The 16,489-nt window shown below is 60.5% G+C and carries 12 protein-coding genes; 2 read left to right on the top strand and 10 right to left on the bottom strand.

Annotated features, from left to right (window positions below; translation table 11 throughout):
* Nucleotides 1-32: 32 nt before the first annotated feature.
* Together BLW24_RS16870 and gspD are read left to right on the top strand one after the other, a co-directional pair.
* Complete coding sequence (locus BLW24_RS16870) at nt 33-677, top strand: type II secretion system protein N (RefSeq protein WP_244161184.1); 645 nt, start codon at nt 33-35, stop codon at nt 675-677.
* Between the two features lie 4 nt (nt 678-681).
* Nucleotides 682-2,637 (top strand): type II secretion system secretin GspD, encoded by a 1,956-nt coding sequence (gene gspD / locus BLW24_RS16865; RefSeq protein WP_090384448.1) that lies wholly within the window; start codon nt 682-684, stop codon nt 2,635-2,637.
* 81 nt (nt 2,638-2,718) lie between these two features.
* Here the strand turns inward: gspD and BLW24_RS16860 are convergent, their stop codons facing one another.
* From BLW24_RS16860 to truA, 10 genes are all read right to left on the bottom strand, one after another.
* Complete coding sequence (locus BLW24_RS16860; protein WP_090384443.1) at nt 2,719-5,463, bottom strand: peroxidase family protein; 2,745 nt, start codon at nt 5,461-5,463, stop codon at nt 2,719-2,721.
* A 136-nt stretch (nt 5,464-5,599) separates the two neighbouring features.
* Complete coding sequence (locus BLW24_RS16855; protein ID WP_090384440.1) at nt 5,600-8,227, bottom strand: winged helix-turn-helix domain-containing protein; 2,628 nt, start codon at nt 8,225-8,227, stop codon at nt 5,600-5,602.
* Between the two features lie 232 nt (nt 8,228-8,459).
* Nucleotides 8,460-9,671 carry an O-succinylhomoserine sulfhydrylase gene (locus tag BLW24_RS16850; RefSeq protein ID WP_090384435.1) on the bottom strand — a complete coding sequence of 404 codons (1,212 nt, stop codon included), beginning with the start codon at nt 9,669-9,671 and terminating at the stop codon, nt 8,460-8,462.
* A gap of 45 nt (nt 9,672-9,716) precedes the next feature.
* Nucleotides 9,717-11,225, bottom strand: coding sequence for an amidophosphoribosyltransferase (gene purF / locus BLW24_RS16845; protein WP_090384428.1), 1,509 nt, complete (start codon nt 11,223-11,225; stop codon nt 9,717-9,719).
* Between the two features lie 45 nt (nt 11,226-11,270).
* On the bottom strand, nt 11,271-11,825 hold the full coding sequence (locus BLW24_RS16840) for a CvpA family protein (protein ID WP_090384421.1): 555 nt from the start codon (nt 11,823-11,825) through the stop codon (nt 11,271-11,273).
* Between the two features lie 139 nt (nt 11,826-11,964).
* A complete protein-coding gene (locus BLW24_RS16835; protein ID WP_090384417.1) occupies nt 11,965-12,564 on the bottom strand; it encodes an SPOR domain-containing protein in 600 nt (199 codons plus the stop codon).
* Nucleotides 12,548-13,855: a bifunctional tetrahydrofolate synthase/dihydrofolate synthase gene (gene folC / locus BLW24_RS16830; protein ID WP_090384413.1), complete on the bottom strand. Its 1,308-nt coding sequence runs from the start codon at nt 13,853-13,855 to the stop codon at nt 12,548-12,550. The genes BLW24_RS16835 and folC overlap by 17 nt, the downstream gene beginning before the upstream one ends.
* The gene (gene accD, locus BLW24_RS16825; RefSeq protein WP_090384408.1) at nt 13,852-14,736 is read right to left on the bottom strand and encodes an acetyl-CoA carboxylase, carboxyltransferase subunit beta; all 885 of its coding nucleotides are present in this window, start codon (nt 14,734-14,736) and stop codon (nt 13,852-13,854) included. Before accD ends, folC begins: the two co-directional genes overlap by 4 nt.
* Nucleotides 14,737-14,949: 213 nt before the next feature.
* Nucleotides 14,950-15,570, bottom strand: coding sequence for a phosphoribosylanthranilate isomerase (locus BLW24_RS16820; RefSeq protein WP_090384403.1), 621 nt, complete (start codon nt 15,568-15,570; stop codon nt 14,950-14,952).
* Between the two features lie 51 nt (nt 15,571-15,621).
* Nucleotides 15,622-16,488, bottom strand: coding sequence for a tRNA pseudouridine(38-40) synthase TruA (gene truA, locus BLW24_RS16815; protein WP_090384397.1), 867 nt, complete (start codon nt 16,486-16,488; stop codon nt 15,622-15,624).
* Between the last annotated feature and the right edge of the window lies 1 nt (nt 16,489).

The following is a 16,489-nucleotide window of genomic DNA, read 5'->3' as shown; positions in this document are numbered from 1 at the left end:
ACATAATAATAAGTTACGGAGTGACGCCCCCTTTGCAACTTCAGGTTCCCCAACGCTGGCTACAGCGCCAGGCCACTTCCTTTGTTGGCATCGCGCTGATTCTTGCCATGAGCATCAGCCTGGCCTGGCAAAGCGCCGACTGGCTACGCTTGCTGCGCGCGCCCGTAGCTGCCAGCAGCAACAGCACAAGCGAAGCGCCGGCGGCGGTAGTCAACCCCGAGATTGGCCAACTGTTCGGCACCAGCAGCGCCGCCAGTGATGGCCCTGCGCCCAGCACCAACCTGCGCCTGACCCTGCTCGGCAGCTTTGTCCATGCCGATCCACAACGCTCCACTGCAATCATCCTCAGCGAAGGCAGCACGGCCCAGCGCTACAGCGTCAACAACGAAATCAGCAGCGGCGTGCGCCTGCATTCGGTGGCCGCAGACCGCGTCGAGCTGCTGCGCAATGGCCGCCGCGAAAGCCTCAGTTTCCCACTCAACAGTTCGACCGCCGGCAGCCTGCAGAGCAACACCCAGGAGGTTATGGCCGATCCGCTTGAGCAGCTCAGCGAAATGGAATCCGATGATCTGAGCCAACTGCGTGAGCGTATGGACGCCCTGCGCCAGCAGATGCAGGACTCCGGCAGCCTGCCGGAGACTGCAGAACCCACCGAACAGCCCATGGAAGAAAACTGACACGATGACTCCGACTCTCTCGCGCCTTACCTTCGCCCTGCTGGCCGCTGGCCTCGCCTGTAGTCCGCTGCCACTGAGCGCCGCCGTTACCGCCGTCGCACCGAGTGCCAGCCAGCAGGAAGAAAGCTGGACCATCAACCTCAAGGGCGCCGATATTCGCGAGTTTATCGACCAGGTGGCGCAGATCAGCGGGCAGACGTTTGTCGTCGATCCACGGGTCAAGGGCCAGGTCAGCGTAGTGTCCAACAGCCCGCTGACGCTGACTGAGGTGTATCAGCTGTTTCTCTCGGTAATGGCCACCCACGGTTTCAGCGTCATTACCCAGGGTGACCAGGCGCGCATCGTGCCGAACGCCGAGGCCAAGGCCGATGCGGATGCCGGGCGCAACGCGCCAGACCGTCTGGAAACCCGCCTGATCCAGGTGCAGCACGGCTCGGCCACCGAGCTAATTCCGCTGATCCGCCCGCTGGTGCCGCAGTACGGCCACCTGGCGGCGATCAGCAGCGCCAACGCAATCATCATCAGCGACCGTACGGCCAATATTGAACGTATCGAAGACCTGCTACGCCAGCTCGACCAGAAAGGCCAGAACGACTACAGCGTGCTCAACCTGCAGCATGCCTGGGTCATGGACACCGCCGAAGTACTGCGCAATGCCGTAGATCGCGGCCAAGCCAAAGGCGCGTCTGGCACCCAGGTGATTGCCGACGGCCGCACCAACCGCCTGATCCTGCTCGGCCCATCGGCAGCACGGGCCAAACTGGTGGCCCTGGCAAAATCGCTGGACACCCCAACCAGCCGCTCGGCCAATACCCGAGTGATCCGCCTGCGCCATGGCGATGCCAAGAGCCTGGCGGAAACCCTCGGAGAAATTTCCGAAAAGCTCAAACCGGAAGCCGGCGGCGAAACCACTGGCAAGCCACAGACCGTCCTGATCCGCGCGGATGAAAGCCTCAACGCCCTGGTGCTGCTGGCCGAACCTGACGTGGTGGCGACTCTGGAAGACATCGTGCGCCAGCTGGATGTACCGCGCGCTCAGGTGATGGTCGAGGCGGCGATTGTTGAAGTGTCCGGCGACATCACCGACGCTCTCGGCGTGCAGTGGGCCGTGGATGGCCGTGGCAGCACCGGCGGCCTGGGCGGTACCAACTTCAGCGGCACCGGGCTGTCAGTAGGACGGGTCTTGCAAGCCATTCAGGACAGCGGCAACGACAGCGGCAGCGATAACAACACCCTGGCCAACCTGCCGGACGGCGCAATCATCGGCCTAGGCACTGACAGTTTTGGTGTGCTGATTACCGCACTGTCGGCCAACAGCAAGAGCAATCTGCTGTCCACACCGAGCCTGCTGACCCTGGATCACCAGAAGGCTGAAATCCTGGTCGGGCAGAACGTGCCCTTCCAGACCGGCTCCTTCACCACCAGCTCCTCGGGGGCCGATAACCCCTTCACCACCATCGAGCGCCAGGACATCGGCGTGACCCTGAAAGTCACCCCGCATATCAACGATGGCGCCAGCCTTCGCCTGGAAATCGAGCAGGAAATTTCCTCCATCGCCCCCACCAGCCAGGGCGTGAATGCCGTCGACCTGATCACCAACAAGCGCTCGATCAAGAGCACCATCCTCGCCGAAAACGGCCAGGTCATCGTGCTCGGCGGACTGATTCAGGATGATGTGACCCAGGCCGACTCCAAGGTGCCGCTGCTGGGTGACATCCCCCTGATCGGTGGCCTGTTCCGCTCGACCAAGGAAACCAGAGTCAAACGCAACCTGATGGTGTTCCTGCGCCCGACCGTAATCCGCGACGCGGCCGGTATGGCGGCGTTATCCGGGAAGAAATACAGCGATATCCGTGTGCTTGGCGATATCCGCGAGAACTACCGTCCCGGCATCCTGCCGCGCGACCCGGTACAGCTGTTCGACCTGGGCGAGCCTGAGGCTATCGATCTGCGCGAGTAACCTCTCGCCGCACACAGGGCAGTACAGAAATAAAAAGGCCTCGGTATCTACCGAGGCCTTTTGGTTTAGCGCGACTAACGCTTATTTGTCTTCGTTACGCTGGTGCTTGAAGAACACCCCGTTATCGCCGAACGCCGAGGCGATAAAGGCCGAGGTCAGTTCCATCTCACCAATCTTCACCGCACTGTTACGCCGTTGCGCGGCGTAGTTGCGGCTGATCGACGGAATGATCGAGGTTTTGATCTCCATCGAGGTAGCGTACACGTCATAGACCTTGGTGCCGGCATTCAGGGTCAGCAGGTCCGCACGGAAATCATGCGCAGTGCTGGCGAAGCGGTTGCGCAGTTCAGGGCGCGGCACAAAGTAGATCTGCGTCGGCGCCTTGGGTTTGGCCACAGTAGCGCCGGCCTGGGTGACTTCTGCCATGTCGTTGAGCAGCAGCAGCGTCGGCTTCAGGCTCACCGCCGAAAACAGAATGGTGGTGCCCAGGGTGTCATTGGCTTCCGGCACCACGTACTGCGACAGCTCATTGGCGAAGAAGTTATGGTTACCGCCCTGCCCGCTCAGGGTATACAGCGCGGAAACGTTTTCCGACGGTTTACCATCGACAAAGGCCTTCCACGCCAGCCCCGGCGCAAAGCCGCGATCCGCTGGATCACCGGTGACCGACAGCCGCAGCAGACCGTTGTCAGAACCCTGGAACAGCCCGCTGTAGGGGTTATTGGGCACTGCGACGAACTTGACCTTGGCCATTGCACCATGAGGGTGGATCGGCTTCTCATAACCGGCTGGCGCCACGTCGCTGCGAACCTTCACCTTGTTCCACAGAATCGAGCCAATCAGCCCGCCGATGTTGACGCGCTGCAACGCCGGCAGTTCGTCTACCGCGTACTGGGTACGCAGCGCGCCGTTGACCCAGAGGTTTTCCTGCTTGTTGGCCCCAGGCCAGCTTTCGTAGTCCGCCGGAATATTCAGGCCCCAGGGTTTGAAGGCGTTTTCCACGCCGGCCAGACTGGTTTGAAGCTGCGGGTTATGCCGACGTAGCACATCGACCATGGTGGTGTGCTCGACCCAGTCGATCCCTTCCGGGGTGTACACCTCTGGACGGTAGTCCTTGGTGTAGAAGCGGTCGGCCATCAGGCGCCGTGAAGCGTTCATGATAAATATCTGGAACGCCGTTTCACCGAAGGCAAAGCCCTCAGGACGCACGGTTTCCGCCAACTGGCCGACCAGGGTGTCGATCTTCTCAATGTCATTGTTGTACAGGCGCTTGAGCTCGGCGAGGGTCGCAGCGTCCTTGGTCAGGTCCTCGAATTTGCCGATCGGGTTGAGGCCGATCTGCCGGCGGAACTCGTTGTAGCGCGGCACGCCACGTTCGCGGTCGCGCAACACATCGATGGCGGCCAGGTCGATATCGCCCACCAGCGGCATCGACAAGTTACGCAGGAAGTTGGGGTAGTTATTCAGCGTCAGCGAACCTGGGTTGGTGATGCCGAAGGAGTACCACAGGCGTTCCGGGCGCTCGTCGTTGAGCAGGTTCTCGGCGTCGCGATCACGGGTGTTCCGCAGCGCGATGGTGCGTGAGACCTGATTCGAGCCGATGTCATACACCTGCACGTTGTCGCGCATCAGCGGGTGCATGCGGTACACCGCGACAAACTCTTCGGTGAGAGTGAACGGCACGCCGTAATTGTTCGGCGCGGTGGAACCGACGATGCCGGTCAGGGCGTGGTCGATGGCGCTGTTGCCGACACCCGGCGCCACATTCGGGTCGAAACCGAGGATGCGTTTGACAAAGGAGTCGGAGCGCGCCAGGTCCGCCTGCAGCATACGCACTTCGGCCTGGAAGTCGTCACGCGGGCCGCCCTGACCGAGCAGGCCCCACCAGTTGGAGTACATGGCGCGTTCGGTGATTGGGTTGGCGATCACCGCCGGAGTCCATTCTACGGTGTGGATCTTGGCCATCAGCGCCGAGTTGATCAGCCGCGCGCGGTCATACAGCCACTGATCGCTCTGCGTCGGGTACTTCTGCTTGAGTTTGCTGGCGATGGCGTTGTGTTCGAGGGTGAACAGCTGATGCAGCATGCTCAGGCCAAGCAACCAGTTTTCGTTGAACCCGGTTACCGGTTTACCGCTGAGCAGTTCGGTAGGCAGGGTGCCGTCTGCATTGACCTTGAGCTTACCGTCAACAAACGCGCGCACCTTGTCGTTGGTTTCCTTGCTGCTGCCATATAGCTGCGAGCCGTCCCACCAGTGGGTGTTGTGGTTGCGATAGGTTTGCGGCTTACCGGCATCGGCACCGCTGCGACTTGGATCAGGCTGAGTGCGTTTGACCGACATGCTGCCACTGCCCAGCACATCGCCCGGCGGCAAGGGAAACTGGATCGGGTCGGCGTCGGCATTCGGGCCGTGGTCGAACCAATCGTGCACCATAAATTGAATCCAGGCAGCGGCGATAAAGTTCAGGCTCGGGGCCGGCTTGAACTCCTCACGCGCCATCAGGCTGTTACTCACTTCACGCGGATTGGGGCTGAGCAAGGTGGTGGTTTCACCCTGGGTCAGCGCCGGATTGACGTTACGGCCAAAGCGCCGATACACCGAGCCCTCGGCCGGGTTGCTGAGAATGTTGCAGGTGCCGTCCTCTGTACGGGCCGCCAGGCTGCGCGCATCGCAGGTGATATCGGCGTTATAGCCCGTGTAGTTTTCGACATCGAAGAGGTTGTTCTCGAACAATGCCTGGCGCTCGACCGCCAGCACCAGTAGTCCGGAGACTACGCCCAACGTTCCCAGCTTGGTCAAAGCTGGCCAAGTGACCCATACCGACATGGCTATTGCTCCCGTTTTATTGTTGTAGGGACAAGGCGGCTACTGACATAGCAGCGCAGGATCAAGCCTATCGACGGGTATGGCGTAGCGCCCCCTTCCTGCGGAGGGGCTAAGGCTAATCAGTTGGTAGAGAGATCTAGCGCGGCCGGACGGCGAGAATCGCCTCGGTGCGGCTGGAGACGTTGAGCTTGGAGTAGATGTTTTTCAGGTGCCACTTGGTGGTGGACAAGGCAATACCGGTCTTGTCGCTGATCTGGGTGTTCGACAAGCCGCTAAGCAGGTACTCGAATACTTCCACCTCACGTCCGGTCAGCAGGCCGCCGGCCAGCGCATCAAGCGGCGGCGCAACCTGAATGCCCTGGAGAAACTCTGCGTAGTGCTCACGGTATTTTTCCGGCACCACCAACAAGCCGGACTGTGCCAGATCCAGCACACCTGCAGCAAAACCTGGCGCTTCATCGAATACCGAGCGGTTGATATTGACGATGCCATAGGTCTCGACCAGACCGCCCAGTGCCGCCAGCTGCTGGTTCTTGCTCTGACTGGACGCCGCCAGCACCAGGCGGTTGGCTTCGACGATCAACAGCCGCGCACGCATCTCGCTTTGCCGCAACGAGGCCGCCAGCACCTTGAGAATCCGCTCGGCCTGCGCCTGTGCACCGCGTGCCTGCAACCAGTACACGCACGCCAAACCCTGGCGCTCCCAACTTTCGTCATAGGCGCGCACGCGCTCCCACTCCCCGGCCTGCAACCGTCCAGGCAAATCGTAGCGCTGAGCTACGGCATCCATGCAGGCACTCTTACCGCTCAGGTACGCCTGGCGCATGCTTTCCTGGGCCACCTGGCTGACAAACCGCGCGTAGTTGCCCAACTGCAGAATGCACGACAGCTGATCGAGCAAGCGGCTGGCACGCGCCGTCTGCTGCTGGCGATGCAGCAACCGCGACAAGGTGATGTAGACCGTGGCAATCGCCTCGGTGGCCGAAGATGAATTGACCATCGCCATCAGCTCGTCACACAGCTGCTGCGCCTCAACCAGCTGATTCTGCTCATACAACACCACCACCATGGCCGTGGCGCGATTGACCCAGGCCGGAGACACAGAATCGGTGCTCTGGTAGTCCAGACACACCTGCTTGCGCGCATGGGTGGCGCGTCCGGCATTGCGGTGGCACAGCGCGATAATCAGATCGGTGTAACTTTCCAGAAAGCTATGCCCACATTGCGCGAGCAACTGTTTGGACTCGCTGGCGAAGCGAATCGCATCCTGCAGACGGGCCTCCAACAGGTGCTGATAGGCAATCACCGCCAGGGTGCAGGCGCGAATTTCCAGGGCCTGCCCCGCACCCAGCAGGTCACGCCAGGCCGGCGGCGGCTCAAAGTCCTTGTCCTGCTCGAACAAGCCGAGCAACAGGGCGAGGAACTGCCGCGTGGCCGGCTCCAGATTCGCACCCGGCGCGTGCTCCTGCAGGCCATCGAGTAATTCCAGGTGGTAATGCGCCTGATGAAAACGCCGCGACAGCGACAGCGCGGCAATCAGCCAGCCGAGCAACTTGGGTTGCGCCAGCAGCTGCGTCTCTGGCAGCGGCTCCAACCAGCGCAGAATGTCGCCAAACTGCCCACTGCGCACCCATGACGCGCAGCAATGCTCCAGCAGGCCAAGGAAGATGTGCTGGTCGCTACAGTACCGGGCATGCTGCAACGCCTGCTCATACTCGCCCAGGCTCAGGTAATAGTCGGCGGCGCGACTGTGCAGCTGATCCAGGCGCGCATATTCTTCGACTTGCAGGCGGCGACAGAGAAAGTCCTGCAACAGGACATGAAAACGGAACCAGCCTGGTTGATTTTCCACCGGCAGCAGGAACAGCTGACGCTCAGCCAATTCCTCCAGCAGCAACGCCGAGCCACTGCGCTGCATCACATGATCGCAAAGTGCACCGTCAAAGCGCTCGAACAGACCACTGCACAGCAGAAATTCACGCAGGTTCGGCGGCAACTGGCGCAGCACCACATGGCCAAAGTAGTCGACGATTTCTGGCTGGCTGCCGTTAAAGCGCTGCAGCGCCTGAGTGCCGAAGCGCGCATAGGCCAGCAGGGCAATCTTCACCCCCGCCACCCAGCCTTCGGTCATGCCCAGCAGGCTGTCGACATACTCCTGACTCAGCGCCTGACCACCCAGGTGGCTATTGAGCTGCTGCACCTGCTCGACCGACAGGCGCAGGTCGTGCTGATCAATGCACAGCAGGCGGTTTTCCAGCTTCAGCTGACTCAGGGCAAAGCCTGGGTGATTACGGCTGGCGATGATCAGGTGGACATGGGCTGGCAGCTTGTCGAGTAGCGCCGCCATCACCTCAAGAATGCTGCGCGACCCGATCCACTGAAGATCATCCAGCACGATAAACAGTGGCCCGTTGACCCGCGCCAAGGCATCAGCGAGCAGCTCGCCCAATAGCTGCGGCGACAGGCTCGAAGCCACCGCCAGAGGGTTGAACCAGGACGTATCGAAATCGCCTACCTGAGCGCGGATGCTGTCAGCCAGGCGGCGGAAAAAACACAGCGGGTCGTTGTCCCGCGCTTGCAGTGGGTAATGCACCATCCTCGCTGGGCAACAGCCGCGCCAGTGTTGCAACAGCGTCGACTTTCCCGAGCCAGCCGGAGCCAGCAGCAAAGTCAGGGCAAAGCGCTCACTGCGCGCCAGCAGCTCCAGCAGGCTCTGGCGCAGCACTCCATTGGCAGGCAATACACACGGCTGAAGTCGGTCCATCAGGCAGACCCTGTTCTTATTATTCGGCGCACGGTCAGACGCCGCGCTTGGCGGTGGATGCTAGCGCCTGCACACCTTCAGACTTTGAAGCGCGTCATGTTTTACCCGTCGCTAGCCAAAGGTTTGCCCACAGCTATGCGCGCCAGAAAATTTGGCGAGGCAGGGAATGCACCTGGGAAGAAATAAAGCAACCTGGCGAGCCGGTTAAAGCCCGCCAGGTAAGCAAAACCGCTTAAAGCGCGGCCAGGCCGCGGGCCAGATCGGCTTGCAGGTCTGCCAGGTCTTCCAGACCCACCGCGACGCGGATCAGGTTGTCACGAATACCGGCGTTAGCACGCTCGGCCGGACTTAAACGACCATGCGAGGTGGTCGCGGGGTGAGCGATGGTGGTCTTGGTGTCACCGAGGTTGGTGGTGATCGAGATCACCCGCGTGGCATCGATAAAACGCCAAGCCGCCTCTTTGCCGCCCTTGACCTCAAAACTGACCACAGCACCGAAAGCACTCTGCTGACGTTTGGCCAATTCATGCTGCGGGTGGCTGGGCAAACCGGCGTAGTACACATGCTCGATACCGGGCTGTTGCTGCAGCCACTGCGCCAATTGCAGCGCGCTGGCGCAATGCGCCTGCATGCGGATGCGCAGGGTTTCCAGGCCTTTGAGGAAGATCCAGGCATTGAACGGGCTAAGCGTCGGCCCGGCAGTACGCAGAAAACCCACCACTTCGGTCATCAGTTTGGCTGAGCCTGCGACCACGCCGCCCATGCTACGGCCCTGGCCATCGATGTATTTGGTAGCCGAGTGCATCACCACGTCGGCACCAAGCTTCAACGGCTGTTGCAATGCCGGGGTGCAGAAGCAGTTATCCACTGCCAGCAATGCGCCTTTGCTGTGGGCGATGTCCGCCAATGCAGCAATATCCACCAGCTCGGCCAACGGATTGGACGGCGATTCGACAAACAACAGCTTGGTGTTGGGCTTGAAGGCAGCGGCCCAGCCGTCGAGATCTGCCAGCGGCACATAGTCGACCTGCACGCCAAAGCGTCTGAGGTACTTCTCGAACAGGCTGATGGTCGAACCGAATACGCTGCGCGACACCAGCACATGATCGCCGGCGCTGCACAGGCTCATAACAATGGCCAGAATCGCCGACATGCCAGAGGACGTCGCGACCGCCTGCTCGGCACTTTCAAGAGCGGCGATGCGCTCCTCGAAGGCCCGCACGGTCGGATTGGTGTAGCGCGAATAGACATTGCCCGGCACTTCGCCGGCAAAGCGCGCAGCCGCATCGGCCGCAGTGCGGAACACATAACTGGAGGTCGGGTAGATCGCCTCGCTGTGCTCAGCTTCCGGCGAGCGATGCTGGCCGGCGCGCACCGCCAGGGTATCGAAGCCGACGCCGTCGAGATCGCTGTCCAGACGCCCGGCTTGCCATTCAATCGTCATTGCCAATCCCCTCAACCAGCCCGCCGCAGCAGGCCGGACTGCAACCTAGTTGTTGTACAGGTCGATAATCGCGCTGACCGCCTGGGACTTGACCTTGGAGGCATCGTTGCGCGCCTGCTCGATCTTATCCAGGTAAGCCTCGTCGACATCGCCGGTCACGTACTTGCCGTCAAAAACCGCGCAGTCGAAATTGTCGATCTTGATCTTCTTGCTGCCACTGACCGCTTCTATCAGATCCGGCAGATCCTGATAGATCAGCCAATCGGCGCCGATCAGCTCGCAGACTTCCTCAGTGGTGCGGCCGTGCGCGATCAGCTCATGGGCGCTGGGCATGTCGATGCCGTACACGTTCGGGTAACGCACCGCTGGCGCTGCCGAGCAGAAGTACACGTTCTTCGCCCCGGCTTCGCGGGCCATCTGAATAATCTGCTTGCAGGTGGTACCACGTACGATGGAGTCGTCCACCAGCATCACGTTCTTGCCGCGGAACTCCAGTTCGATGGCGTTGAGCTTCTGCCGCACGGATTTCTTGCGCGCGGCCTGGCCCGGCATGATGAAGGTACGGCCGATATAACGGTTCTTGACGAAGCCTTCGCGGAACTTCACACCCAGATGGTTGGCCAGTTCCAGTGCCGCGGTACGGCTGGTATCGGGAATCGGGATAACCACATCGATGTCATGCTGCGGACGCTCGCGGAGGATCTTGTCGGCAAGCTTCTCACCCATGCGCAGACGCGCCTTGTACACCGAGATGCCGTCCATGATCGAGTCAGGACGCGCCAGATAGACGTGCTCAAAAATGCAGGGTGCGTATTTCGGGTTCGCCGCACACTGACGTGTAAACAGCTTGCCTTCCTCGGTGATGTACACCGCTTCGCCCGGCGCGAGGTCACGGATCAGGGTAAAGCCGAGCACGTCGAGCGACACGCTTTCCGAGGCAATCATGTATTCCACGCCTTCGTCGGTATGACGCTGACCGAAGACGATCGGGCGGATACCGTTAGGGTCGCGGAAACCGACGATGCCGTAACCGGTGATCATCGCGACTACCGCGTAACCACCCAGGCAGCGCTCGTGCACGTCAGTGACGGCAGCGAACACGTCTTCTTCGGTGGGCTGCAGCTTGCCGCGCTGGGCCAGCTCGTGAGCGAACACGTTGAGCAGCACTTCCGAATCGGAGTTGGTGTTGACGTGGCGCAGGTCGGACTCGTAGATCTCCTTGGCCAGCTGCTCGACGTTGGTCAAGTTGCCGTTGTGCGCCAGGGTGATGCCATACGGCGAGTTGACGTAGAACGGCTGCGCTTCGGCCGAGCTGGAGCTGCCCGCAGTCGGGTAGCGCACGTGGCCGATGCCCATATGGCCGACCAGGCGCTGCATGTGCCGCTGTTGGAACACGTCACGCACCAGGCCGTTGTCCTTGCGCAGGAACAGGCGGCCATCATGGCTGGTGACAATACCGGCAGCATCCTGGCCGCGGTGCTGGAGGACGGTCAGCCCGTCATACAGCGCCTGATTGACGTTCGATTTACCGACGATACCGACAATGCCGCACATGTGACGCAACCCCTACTCAATGAAACACGATGATTCGCAATGCACTTACGGCAGTTTAGGCTGCTGCAGTGCCTCTTTGAACGGTAACTCCACCGGCGCAGTAACGCCGCTGGCCAGCCACTCACTGGACAACCCCAGAATCAGGTTTTTTGACCAATCAGCAACCATCAGAAAATGCGGCAGAAGTGCTGACTCCTGCCACCAGCTGTCTTGTTGCACCGGAGCCAGGCTGATCAGACCGACCAGCACCACAACCAGCAGGCCTCCGCGCGCCGCGCCGAAGACCATACCGAGAAAACGATCAGTCCCCGACAGCCCGGTCACCCGGATCAACTCACCAATCAGGTAGTTGACCAGGGCACCGACCAACAGGGTGACCACAAATAGAATCGCGCAACCTGCAATCACGCGCGCCGAAGGCGTCTCGATAAAATCCACCAGGTGCTGCGACAGTGCGCCGCCGAACATCCAGGCGACCACGCCAGCAATGATCCAGGTAAGCAATGACAGGGCTTCCTTGACGAAGCCTCGGCTCAGACTGATCAGACTTGAAACGGCGACAACGGCGATAATCGCCCAATCGACCCAGGTGAATGCCACGATGCAGGTTACCGACGAGAAAGGCGCTGCATTTTAGCAGAGCACCTGCACGGGGCGTAAGCAAAGGATTCGCCAACCGCTGAAATGCCCGGCCAGCCTAGTGGCGGGCCAAACAATTCGGCTTGGCGAAGCCGCTTGCTCAGCCCGCTTCGGGCTGAAACCGCACCACAAAACCATTGAGTTTGTGCTGACGATTGAGCTGATCACGCAGGCGATCCGCCTCGGCACGCTCGATCAGCGGCCCGACAAACACCCGGTTCATGCCATCAACAGTACGGATATAGGCGTTATAGCCCTGGCTGCGCAGGGTTTTCTGCAATTTCTGCGCGCCATCGCTACTCGACAAGCTCGCCAGCTGCACCGACCAACTGATCGGCAGACTATTGGCATCCAGCCTACTCGGCGCAGGCTGAGGTGGTTTTGCCACAGGCTCAGGTGCTGCAGCCGGTGTTGTTGGTGCGGCCAGCTGCTCATTTACAGCAGGTTCTTTTGGCTCCAGGCTTTGCGCGGCCTCGCTACCAATCGGCTCATCAGGCAAAAGCTGCGGCTCAGGCACTGCTACCGGCTGCAATTCGACGTCTGGGATCTCAGGAGCCGCCGGCATTGCCGGCGCATCAACCTGGACTCGCTGCGATTCATCTTCACGCGACAGCAGCATCGGCAGGAAAATCACCGCCAGCGCCAGCAATACCAACGCCCCGACCATGCGCTGCTTCAATCCCTTATCCAGCAAAGCCATCCTGCACGCCCCCATTGGCTTGGCGGGCCAGCCAATCCAGGGCCTCGGCCACGCAGTAGAAAGATCCAAACAGCAGCACTTCATCCCCATCCGAAGCCTGCTCACACTGAGCCTCAAGCGCGGCCTGCACGCTGACATAAGCGACGACTTGCGCCCCAGCGTTTTGCAGATGCGCCTGCAGCTCGCTGGCTGCCCGCGTGCGGCTGGCCGGCAAAGCCGCCACCGCCCAACTGTCCACTTCGCTCAGCAAAGGCGCCACCACACCGGGCAGGTCCTTATCAGCCAGCAAACCAAATACAGCCAGACGCTTACCTGATCGCGAACGGCTGGCCAAACGCTGAGCGAGATACTCGGCAGCATGGGGATTATGCCCAACATCGAGCAGCAGCGTGAGTGACTTACCCTGCCAATTGAGCATTCTGCGATCCAGTCTCCCGATCACCCGAGTCTGCTGCAAAGCCTGGCTGATCAGCTCGGGCCGCCAGGGCAGCTGCATCACTGCGTAAGCCTGCAGAGCCAGGGCAGCATTTTCCATGGGCAGGTCGAGCAGCGGCAAATGCGCCAGCGTCAGTACTTCGCCTTGATGATTAAGGCCGTACCAGGACCAATCCTGCGCCTTAATGCTCAGGTCATAGTCACGGCCACGCAGGAAGAATGGAGCGTCGAGCAGCGCCACTTGATCGAGCAGAGGCTGTGGTGGCTCAAGATCGCCGCACAGAGCGGGTTTTCCGGCACGGAAGATACCAGCTTTCTCGAAAGCGACCGACTCACGGGTATCACCCAGCCAGTCGGCGTGATCAATGCCAATACTGGTGACCAGCGCGATATCAGCATCCAGCAGATTCACTGCATCCAGCCGACCACCAAGGCCAACTTCCAGCACCAGAGCATCCAGCCCAGCTTGCTGGAATAACCAGAAAGCGGCCAGAGTGCCCATCTCAAAATAGGTCAGTGAAGTGTCTCGACGCGCGGCCTCGACCACGGAGAAAGCCTCACAGAGCATGGCATCAGTGGCTTCAACGCCAGCGATCTGCACGCGCTCGTTGTAACGCAACAGGTGCGGTGAGCTGTAGACCCCGACTTTGAGGCCCTGCAGCTGGAGCAGCGAGGCAATAAATGCACAGGTCGAACCCTTGCCATTGGTTCCGGTGACGGTAATCACCCGCGGCGCCAGCTTGGCCAGGCCAAGGCGCTGCAGCACGATCCGCGAACGCTCCAGCCCCATATCAATGGCGCTGGGATGCAGCTGCTCCAGATAGCTCAGCCAATCGGCAAGGGAGCGCTCGGTCATGCAGTCGCCGGCAAGGCTACAGGCGACGGCAGCCCCATCAGCTGAGCGAGCAGACGCGCCAAGCGCGGACGCAGTTCAGCGCGGTGAATGATCATATCGATGGCACCGTGTTCCAGCAGGAATTCGCTGCGCTGGAAGCCTTCCGGCAGTTTCTCGCGCACGGTCTGCTCGATCACGCGCGGGCCGGCAAAGCCAATCAGAGCGCGGGGCTCAGCAACAATCACATCACCGAGCATGGCCAAACTGGCCGACACACCGCCGTACACGGGGTCAGTCAGCACGGAAATAAATGGAATACCTTCCTCACGCAGGCGCGCCAACACGGCCGACGTCTTGGCCATCTGCATCAGCGAGATCAACGCTTCCTGCATACGTGCGCCACCGGACGCGGAGAAGCACACCAGCGGGCAACGTTGCTCCAGCGCAGCATTGGCGGCACGGACAAAGCGCTCACCAACGATGGCGCCCATCGACCCCCCCATAAAGGAGAACTCGAACGCGCAGGTCACAATCGGCATGCCTTCCAGGGTGCCGCGAATCGACACCAAGGCGTCTTTCTCACCGGTCTGCTTTTGCGCGCCAGCAAGGCGATCCTTGTACTTCTTGCTGTCGCGAAACTTCAGGCGATCAACAGGCTCAAGGTCGGCCCCCAGCTCTTCACGTCCTTCAGCATCTAAGAAAATATCCAGGCGCGCGCGGGCATCGATACGCATGTGGTGATTGCACTTGGGGCAAACATCCAGGGTCTTTTCCAGCTCGGGCTTGTACAGCACCGAATCACAGGACGGGCACTTGTGCCACAGGCCTTCGGGCACCGAACTCTTCTTGACCTCGGAACGCATGATCGATGGGATCAGTTTGTCTACCAACCAGTTGCTCATGCTCTTGACTCTCCAAAGCTGTTAACCGGACGGGCTGCGCCAAATGCGACCAGGCCTAACCGGGAAAATTCATGGGTACAGCCGTTTCAGGGGCCGGTACAGCTACGCAGTACGCACCCGCCGCCTCAAACGCCCGCCTGCAGCGTTTATCCAACCTGCAACAGGGGTATGGACGGCCAAGCCGGCAGCGTCGTCACATCAACCCTGCACACCTCAAACAGTCTTTACCGCCTGCATAAAAGCGCGAATCTTCTCGGCATCCTTGATGCCCTTGGCCTTTTCCACGCCGCCACTGACATCCACGGCATAGGGACGCACCTGAGCGATGGCCTGCGTAACATTCTCAGCCGTCAGGCCGCCCGCCAGAATAACCGGTTTGCTCAAGCCTTGAGGCACCAGCGACCAATCGAATGCTTCGCCCGTACCACCCGGAATGCCTGGCACATAGGTGTCCAGCAATACGCCGCTGGCACCCCGGTACAGCGCCACCTGCGCAGCAATGTCATCGCCCGGCTTGACCCGCAACGCCTTGATATAGGGGCGATGGTAGCCATCACAGTCTTCCGGACTCTCGTCGCCATGGAACTGCAGTAAATCCAGCGACACGGCATCGAGAATCTCACCCAACTCACAGCGACTGGCATCAACAAACAGGCCCACCGTGGTCACAAAAGGCGGCAAAGCAGCAATGATCGAGCGCGCTTGCTGCAGCGTGACCGCGCGTGGGCTCTTGGCATAGAACACTAGGCCAATTGCATCAGCCCCCGCCTCGACAGCCGACAATGCATCCTCTATGCGGGTAATGCCACAAATCTTGCTGCGAACGGCTGACAACAGGATAACCTCGATAAATTCAATGAAAGCCGGATGCTAGCAAATAGCCTTTTAGGCGTCAGCCGCCACATCCGGCAAGCCGGAAAGAAAGTGCGGTCCCAAATAGCGCTTGGGCAAGTCGAACTCCTCGGGGTAATCAACCTGCACCAAATACAAACCAAAGGGGTGCGCAGTCACTCCACCGGTACGCCGCACGCGGGTCTCCAGCACTTCCTGCGCCCACTCCACCGGCCGCTCGCCCGCACCAATGGTCATCAGCACCCCGGCGATATTGCGCACCATATGATGCAGAAAGGCATTGGCGCGAATATCCAGCACGATAAAACGACCGTGTTGCAGCAACTCCAGGTGATGCACCGTCTTGATCGGCGACTTGGCCTGACACTGGCGCGCACGGAAAGCGCTGAAATCATGGGTACCAATAAATGCGCGGGACGCCTGACGCATGCGCTCGACATCCAATGGCCGGTGGTTCCAGGTTACTTCTTCGGCCATATGCGCCGGACGAATCTGGTCGTTATAGATCACATAACGGTAACGCCGCGCCCGGGCGCAAAAACGCGCATCAAAGTGCGCCGGCATCGACTTGGCCCAGGTCACGCTGATATCACCGGGCAAATTCATATTCGCGCCCATGACCCAAGCATGCATGGAGCGCTCGACCGGCGTATTGAAATGCACCACCTGGGCACTGGCATGCACCAGCGCATCGGTACGCCCAGCGCAGCTTAGCGTTACGGGAACACCACCGGCGACTTTCGCCAGGGCCTTTTCCAGCGATTCCTGAATTGAAGGCACACCGGCACGCTGGCGCTGAAAACCGCGATAGCGCGAACCTTTGTACTCGACACCCAAGGCTATCTTGAAAACGCCAACGGCAGCCGAATCGGCTGCCGTTGTAGTAAGACCATCAGACATG

Origin of the sequence: Pseudomonas anguilliseptica, assembly GCF_900105355.1 — a bacterium.
GTDB classification, from domain to species: Bacteria; Pseudomonadota; Gammaproteobacteria; order Pseudomonadales; family Pseudomonadaceae; genus Aquipseudomonas; species Aquipseudomonas anguilliseptica.
The sequence above is the reverse complement of the archived record's forward strand: the minus strand, read 5'-3'. Positions and strand labels throughout refer to the sequence as shown.